The sequence below is a fragment of the Falsiroseomonas sp. genome, assembly GCF_051859025.1.
Lineage (GTDB): Bacteria > Pseudomonadota > Alphaproteobacteria > Acetobacterales > Acetobacteraceae > Falsiroseomonas.
On the sequence record NZ_JBHYGL010000035.1, the window covers coordinates 1 to 5,706 of the forward strand.

Consider the following 5,706-nt stretch of genomic DNA (forward strand, 5'->3'; position numbering starts at 1 on the left):
GGCACGGGCTGCGGCGGCTATGTCGTCGGCCAGACGGTGAAGCTGCTGAAGGAGCATCACCTGCTGGAAGACACGGATATCGTGATCTTCGACGTGCTGGGCGACGTGGTCTGCGGCGGCTTCGCGGCGCCCCTGCTGCATGCCGATCGCGGCGTGATCGTCGCGGCGAATGACTTCGACAGCATCTTCGCGATGAACCGCATCGTCGCCGCCATCAAGGCGAAGTCCGCCAATTACGGCGTCCGGCTGGGTGGCGTGATCGTCAACCGGTCGAAGGACACCGACCAGATCCAGAAGTACAACGACGCGACCGGCATGAAGATGCTGGCGCACCTTCCGGACCTCGACGTGATCCGCCGCTCCCGCCTCAAGAAGGCGACGCTGTTCGACATGGACAGCTCCCCGGAAGTCGAGGGCGTGCGCGCGGAATACCTGCGCCTCGCCGCCGGCCTCCTCGCCGGCGTCACGCCGCTGGATGCCACGCCGCTGAAGGATCGGGAGATCTTCGACCTGCTGGGGTATGACTGACATGCCGACCGCGACCTACCAGACGCGCCGGGGCGAGCTTGAGACCTACTTCGACCGCACCGCGGTCAAGGCGTGGGAGAGGCTGACCTCCGACGCCCCGGTAGGGCGCATCCGCGCCACGGTGCGGAAGGGGCGGGAGGAGATGCGCAACACGCTCCTCTCCTGGCTGCCCGGGGATCTGGCCACGCGCCGTGTCCTCGATGCGGGTTGCGGCACCGGCGCGCTGGCGGTGGAAGCCGCGCGGCGCGGCGCGGATGTCGTGGCCGTCGACATCTCCCCCACCCTGGTGGAACTCGGCCGCGCGCGGACCGAGGGCAAGCACGGCGCCGGCCAGGTGACCTTCCATGTCGGCGACATGCTCGATGAGGGCTTCGGCCGCTTCGACCACATCGTCGCCATGGACATCCTGATCCACTACCAGCCCGCGGATGTGACCCGCGTGCTGGGCATGCTGGCGCGGCGCACCACCTCCTCCATCGTCTTCACCTTCGCACCCCGGACGAAGCTGCTGGCCGCCATGCACAATGTGGGCAAGCTGTTTCCGCGCGGCGATCGCGCCCCTTCCATCGTCCCCGTCGCGCCCGCGCATCTGCGCGCGCTGATCGAGGCCGACCCCGCGCTGCGCGACTGGACCATCGGGCGGGAGAAGCGGGTCGCCGGCGGCTTCTACATCTCCCAGGCGCTGGAGCTGCGACGGAAATGAGCAAGCAGCCCGGCCGCGTCATCCGTCTCTGGCAGGGCGTGGGGCCGCATCTGCTGCCCTTCGCCAGCGCCACCTCCGAACGGTTGCCGATGTCGCGCCTGCTGCGCCTGTCGCTGTTCCAGATTTCCTGCGGCATGGCGGCGATCCTGCTGGTCGGCACGCTGAACCGCGTGATGATCGTGGAGTTGAAGGTGCCGGCCTGGCTGGTTGCCAGCATGGTTGCCCTGCCGCTGGTCTTCGCGCCGCTCCGCGCGCTGATCGGCTTCCGGTCGGACAACTACAAATCCGTGCTCGGCTGGAAGCGCGTACCATACCTCTGGCTCGGCACGACGATCCAGTTCGGCGGGCTCGCCATGATGCCCTTCGCGCTGCTGGTGCTGTCCGGCGATACCTGGGCCGATCCCTGGGCCGGGCAACTCGCCGCCGCGATCGCCTTCCTGATGACGGGCGCCGGCATGCACATGGTGCAGACCGTGGGCCTGGCGCTGGCGACCGATTTGTCCCCGCGCGACCAGCAGCCCAATGTCGTCGCCATGCTCTCCGCCATGCAGTTGTTCGGCATGGTGCTCGCGGGGCTGATCTTCGGCGCACTGCTGGCGGATTTCTCGCAGCTCCGGCTGATCCAGGTGGTGCAGGGCGCCGCCGCGCTGACGCTGATCCTGAACTTCGTCGCCGCCTGGCAGCAGGAAGCGCGCGACCCGACGCGCACGGCGAAGACCGATGCGGAGGAGCCGGGCTTCCTGGAAAGCTTCCGCATGCTGCGCCGGACCGGCCCCTGGAACCGCCGGCTGCTTGGCGCCGGGCTCGGCACCGCCGGCTTCGCCATGCAGGATGTGCTGCTCGAACCCTATGGCGGCCAGATCCTTGGCCTGTCGGTCGGCGGCACCACGGCGCTGTCGGCGTGCCTCGCCGCCGCGGCGGTCTGCGGCTTCCTGCGCGCCGCGCGGCGGCTCAGCCAGGGGACGGATGCGCACATGGTCGCGGCGCATGGGGGGTTGTTCGGCATCGCCGGCTTCAGCCTGATCGTCCTGGCCGCGCCCTTCGAGACGACGCTGATCTTCGCGATGGGCGTGGCCCTCATCGGCTTCGGTGCCGGGCTCTTCGGCCATGCGACGCTGACCGCCTGCATGGCGGCCGCGCCGCCGGAACAGACGGGCCTGGCGCTGGGCGTCTGGGGCGCGGTCCAGGCCACCGCGGCGGGCTGCGCCATGGCCTTCGGCGGCGGGCTTCGCGATGGCATTTCCGCGCTGGCGGAATCCGGCGCGCTCGGCGATGGCTATACCGGGCCTGCCACCGGCTACATCGGCGTCTATCTCATCGAGATCGCGCTGCTCTTCGTCACTCTTGCCGTCGTCGGTCCCCTGGTGCGCAGGCAGCGCCAGGTGGCCGCACGGCCCGTCACCGGGACCGGCCTTGCCGGCCCCGCGCCTGTGTAACCCGTCAGGATCCAAGGAAGCGGAGGCCGCATGTCCACGCCCGTCAATTTCGATATCGCCGCGATGTCGCTCTATGCCTTTTTCGCCTTCTTCACGGGGCTGGTGCTCTGGCTCCACCGTGAAGGGAAGCGGGAAGGCTATCCGCTGGTGTCCGACCGGCCGGACAAGCCGCTGCGCGCTCCCATCCAGGGCTTCCCTGGCGTGCCGGAGCTCAAGGTGTTCAAGCTGGCGCATCCCGACCACTTCCCCGCGCGGGAAGCGGAGCGTGATGTCAGCGCCCATGTGGTCGCGGCGGACCCCTACCCGGGCGCACCGCTGATCCCCACGGGCAATGCGATGCAGGATGGCGTCGGCCCGGCCTCCTGGGCCAATCGCGCCGATGTGCCGGACATGACCTATGACGACAACGTGCCGAAGATCGTGCCGCTGCGCGCCGCGCCGGGCTGGGTGGTGGACGAGGCCTGCCCCGATCCCCGCGGCAAGCCGGTTCGCACGCTGGATGGCAAGATCGCCGCCGTGGTCGTGGACCTCTGGGTGGACAAGTCCGAATACATCCTCCGCTACCTCGAGGTTGAGGTGACCGGGAGCGACCGCCGCGTGCTCGTGCCGATGTTCCTCGCCACCGTGAACAGCAACGGTGTGGTCCGGGTCGTCTCCGTCACGGCGGAACAGCTGGCCGGCGCGCCGGGCATCCGGAACCCCGAGCAGATCACGCTGCTGGAGGAGGACAAGGTGGCCGCCTATTTCGGCGGTGGCCACTTCTACGCCACGCCGGAGCGCAGCGAGCCCTTCGTATGACCAGCACGAAGAAGCTGCCGATCTTCGAGCATGACGGGGAGCCCATTCCGGGCCTCCCGGCCGTGCTGCCGGAGGGCGAGGTCATCCTCTGGCAGGGCGCCCCGCGCTGGGGTGGCATCGCGCGCCGCGCGCTCCATCTCCGTGCCCTCGCCCTCTACTTCGCCTTCATCGGCGTGCTGCGCGGCACGGCGATGGCGGCGGAGGGTGCCTCCACCAGCGATGCGGTGCTGGGCGGCCTGCTGATGCTGCTGGTGGGCGCGGTGCCCATCGGCCTGCTGGCGGCCTTCGCCATCCTTGCGGCGAAGACCTCGCTCTACACCATCACCAACCGTCGCGTCGTGATGCGCGTCGGCGTCGCCTTGCCCATGACCATCAGCCTGCCCTTCGCCCTGATGCAGAGCGCGGGCGTGGTGAAGCACGGCGATGGCACGGGCGACATCAGCATGACCCTGGCCAAGCCGCACCGCGTCGCCTGGATTGCGATCTGGCCCCACACGAAAAGCTTCCGTGTTGCGCGGCCAGAGCCCACACTGCGGGCGCTGGCCGATGCGGACCAGGCCGCGCAGATTCTCGCAAGGGCGCTCGCCGCCCATGCGGCGATGCCGGTCCCCGCCATGGCGGCCGACAGCAACCGCCAGACCGCGCGCCCCGGCGCCGCGGCCCTGGCCTGAGAAGGGGAGGGGGGGACGATGACACAGGCGATACGGCACCCGCTTTCCGGCAAGGGGCCGATCCTCGGCGCCGCGCTGCTCATCGCCGCGACCCTCGCGCTGACGACGATGCCGCCCATCGGCGGTGGCGTGCAGTATGAAGGCCACGCGAATGCGCAGCGGGACCTGCTGTTCACCGATCGTGCCGATGGCGGCGTCATCGTCACCGATGCGCGCAGCGGCCAGCCGATCGGCGAACTCGCGCCGGGCGAGGATGGCTTCATCCGCGGCGCGCTGCGTGGCCTGGTGCGCGAACGCCGGATCGGCGGTATCGGCCAGGAGACTCCCTTCCGCCTCACCGGCTGGTCCGATGGCCGGCTGACGCTGGAAGATCCCGCAACCCACACGCGGCTGGACCTGGCCGCCTACGGCACGACCAATGCCGAAGCCTTCGCACGTTTCCTGTTAACCAAGGAGAACCAGAGATGAACGGCCACTGGGGAGTGGGCCGGGCGATCTTCGGTGGGAATGAAACCCTCGAAGTGCCCTGTTCAGTGGATATCGAACGCACCGCCGACAGCTTCCATGCCTATGCGGTGCCGGAGGACGTGTTCCTCAATCCCGGCGACCAGGTGATCGTGCACGGCACGACCGGCCGCGTGGAATTCGGCGAACGCTATACCTTCGAGACGAGTGCGACCGTGATCCGCGCCAACGCCTTCCAGCGTTTCTGGACGCAATGGGTCGCGATCTTCGAACTGACCGAGCTCTACCATTGCGGTTTCGAAGCGCGGGAGGGCACGTGATGGACTCGCTCCCCCCCAGCGGCCTCACCGCCAATGGCATGACGCCGGGCGGCCGCCCCGATGCCGATGGCGTCGCGACGCAAATGGCGCTGACCGAGACGGTGCTGTCGCCCCGCTTCTACACCACCGATTTCGCCGCGATGGACAAGATCAGCATCGAGCCCGTGCGCGAGCAGTGGGACAAGATGATGGCGGAATTCCACGCCGACCCGAATCGCGGCCACTTCACCCGCACGGCGGAATTCGACGAGTTCGACCTGAAGGCCCTGCCGGAGCCGCTGCAGAAGGAATTGCTCGAATTCCTGGTCAGCTCCGTCACCGCCGAATTCTCGGGCTGCGTCCTCTACGCCGAGATCAAGAAGCGCGTCACGAATCCCGACATGAAGGACATCTTCAGCGTCATGGCGCGGGATGAAAGCCGGCACGCCGGCTTCATCAACGACGCGCTGAAGGATCTCGGCGTCGGCGTGGACCTCGGCTTCCTGACCAAGGCCAAGAAGTACCACTACTTCCAGCCGAAGTTCATCTTCTACGCCACCTACCTGAGCGAGAAGATCGGCTACGCCCGCTACATCACCATCTTCCGCCAGTTCGAACGCCACCCGGAACTGCGCTTCCACCCGATCTTCAAGTGGTTCGAGAACTGGTGCAACGACGAGTTCCGGCATGGCGAGGCCTTCGCCCTGCTGATGCGCGCCAACCCGCATCTGCTGCACGGCTTCAATACCTACTGGGTGCGGTTCTTCCAGCTGGCGGTCTTCGCCACCATGTATGTGCGCGACCAT

The 5,706-nt window shown here is 68.2% G+C and carries 7 protein-coding genes and 1 pseudogene; all 8 read left to right on the top strand.

Annotated features, from left to right (window positions below; genetic code table 11):
* Window positions 1-528: pseudogene (chlL, locus tag ACTIE5_RS23080) on the top strand (ferredoxin:protochlorophyllide reductase (ATP-dependent) iron-sulfur ATP-binding protein); the annotation flags it as partial.
* Window position 529: 1 nt separating this feature from the next.
* The gene (bchM, locus tag ACTIE5_RS23085) at window positions 530-1,231 is read left to right on the top strand and encodes a magnesium protoporphyrin IX methyltransferase (protein WP_439552079.1); all 702 of its coding nucleotides are present in this window, start codon (window positions 530-532) and stop codon (window positions 1,229-1,231) included.
* Complete coding sequence (locus ACTIE5_RS23090; protein ID WP_439552080.1) at window positions 1,228-2,667, top strand: BCD family MFS transporter; 1,440 nt, start codon at window positions 1,228-1,230, stop codon at window positions 2,665-2,667. The genes bchM and ACTIE5_RS23090 overlap by 4 nt, the downstream gene beginning before the upstream one ends.
* Before the next feature lie 30 nt (window positions 2,668-2,697).
* A complete protein-coding gene (puhA, locus tag ACTIE5_RS23095; protein WP_439552081.1) occupies window positions 2,698-3,465 on the top strand; it encodes a photosynthetic reaction center subunit H in 768 nt (255 codons plus the stop codon).
* Entirely contained in the window at window positions 3,462-4,136 is a 675-nt protein-coding gene (gene puhB, locus ACTIE5_RS23100) for a photosynthetic complex putative assembly protein PuhB (RefSeq protein WP_439552082.1), read from the top strand. The genes puhA and puhB overlap by 4 nt, the downstream gene beginning before the upstream one ends.
* Window positions 4,137-4,154: 18 nt before the next feature.
* Window positions 4,155-4,604 (top strand): photosynthetic complex assembly protein PuhC, encoded by a 450-nt coding sequence (gene puhC / locus ACTIE5_RS23105; RefSeq protein WP_439552083.1) that lies wholly within the window; start codon window positions 4,155-4,157, stop codon window positions 4,602-4,604.
* Window positions 4,601-4,921 (top strand): hypothetical protein, encoded by a 321-nt coding sequence (locus tag ACTIE5_RS23110; protein ID WP_439552084.1) that lies wholly within the window; start codon window positions 4,601-4,603, stop codon window positions 4,919-4,921. Before puhC ends, ACTIE5_RS23110 begins: the two co-directional genes overlap by 4 nt.
* On the top strand, window positions 4,921-5,706 hold a 786-nt coding region (gene acsF / locus ACTIE5_RS23115; protein WP_439552085.1), incomplete at its 3' end, for a magnesium-protoporphyrin IX monomethyl ester (oxidative) cyclase. The genes ACTIE5_RS23110 and acsF, both read left to right, overlap by 1 nt.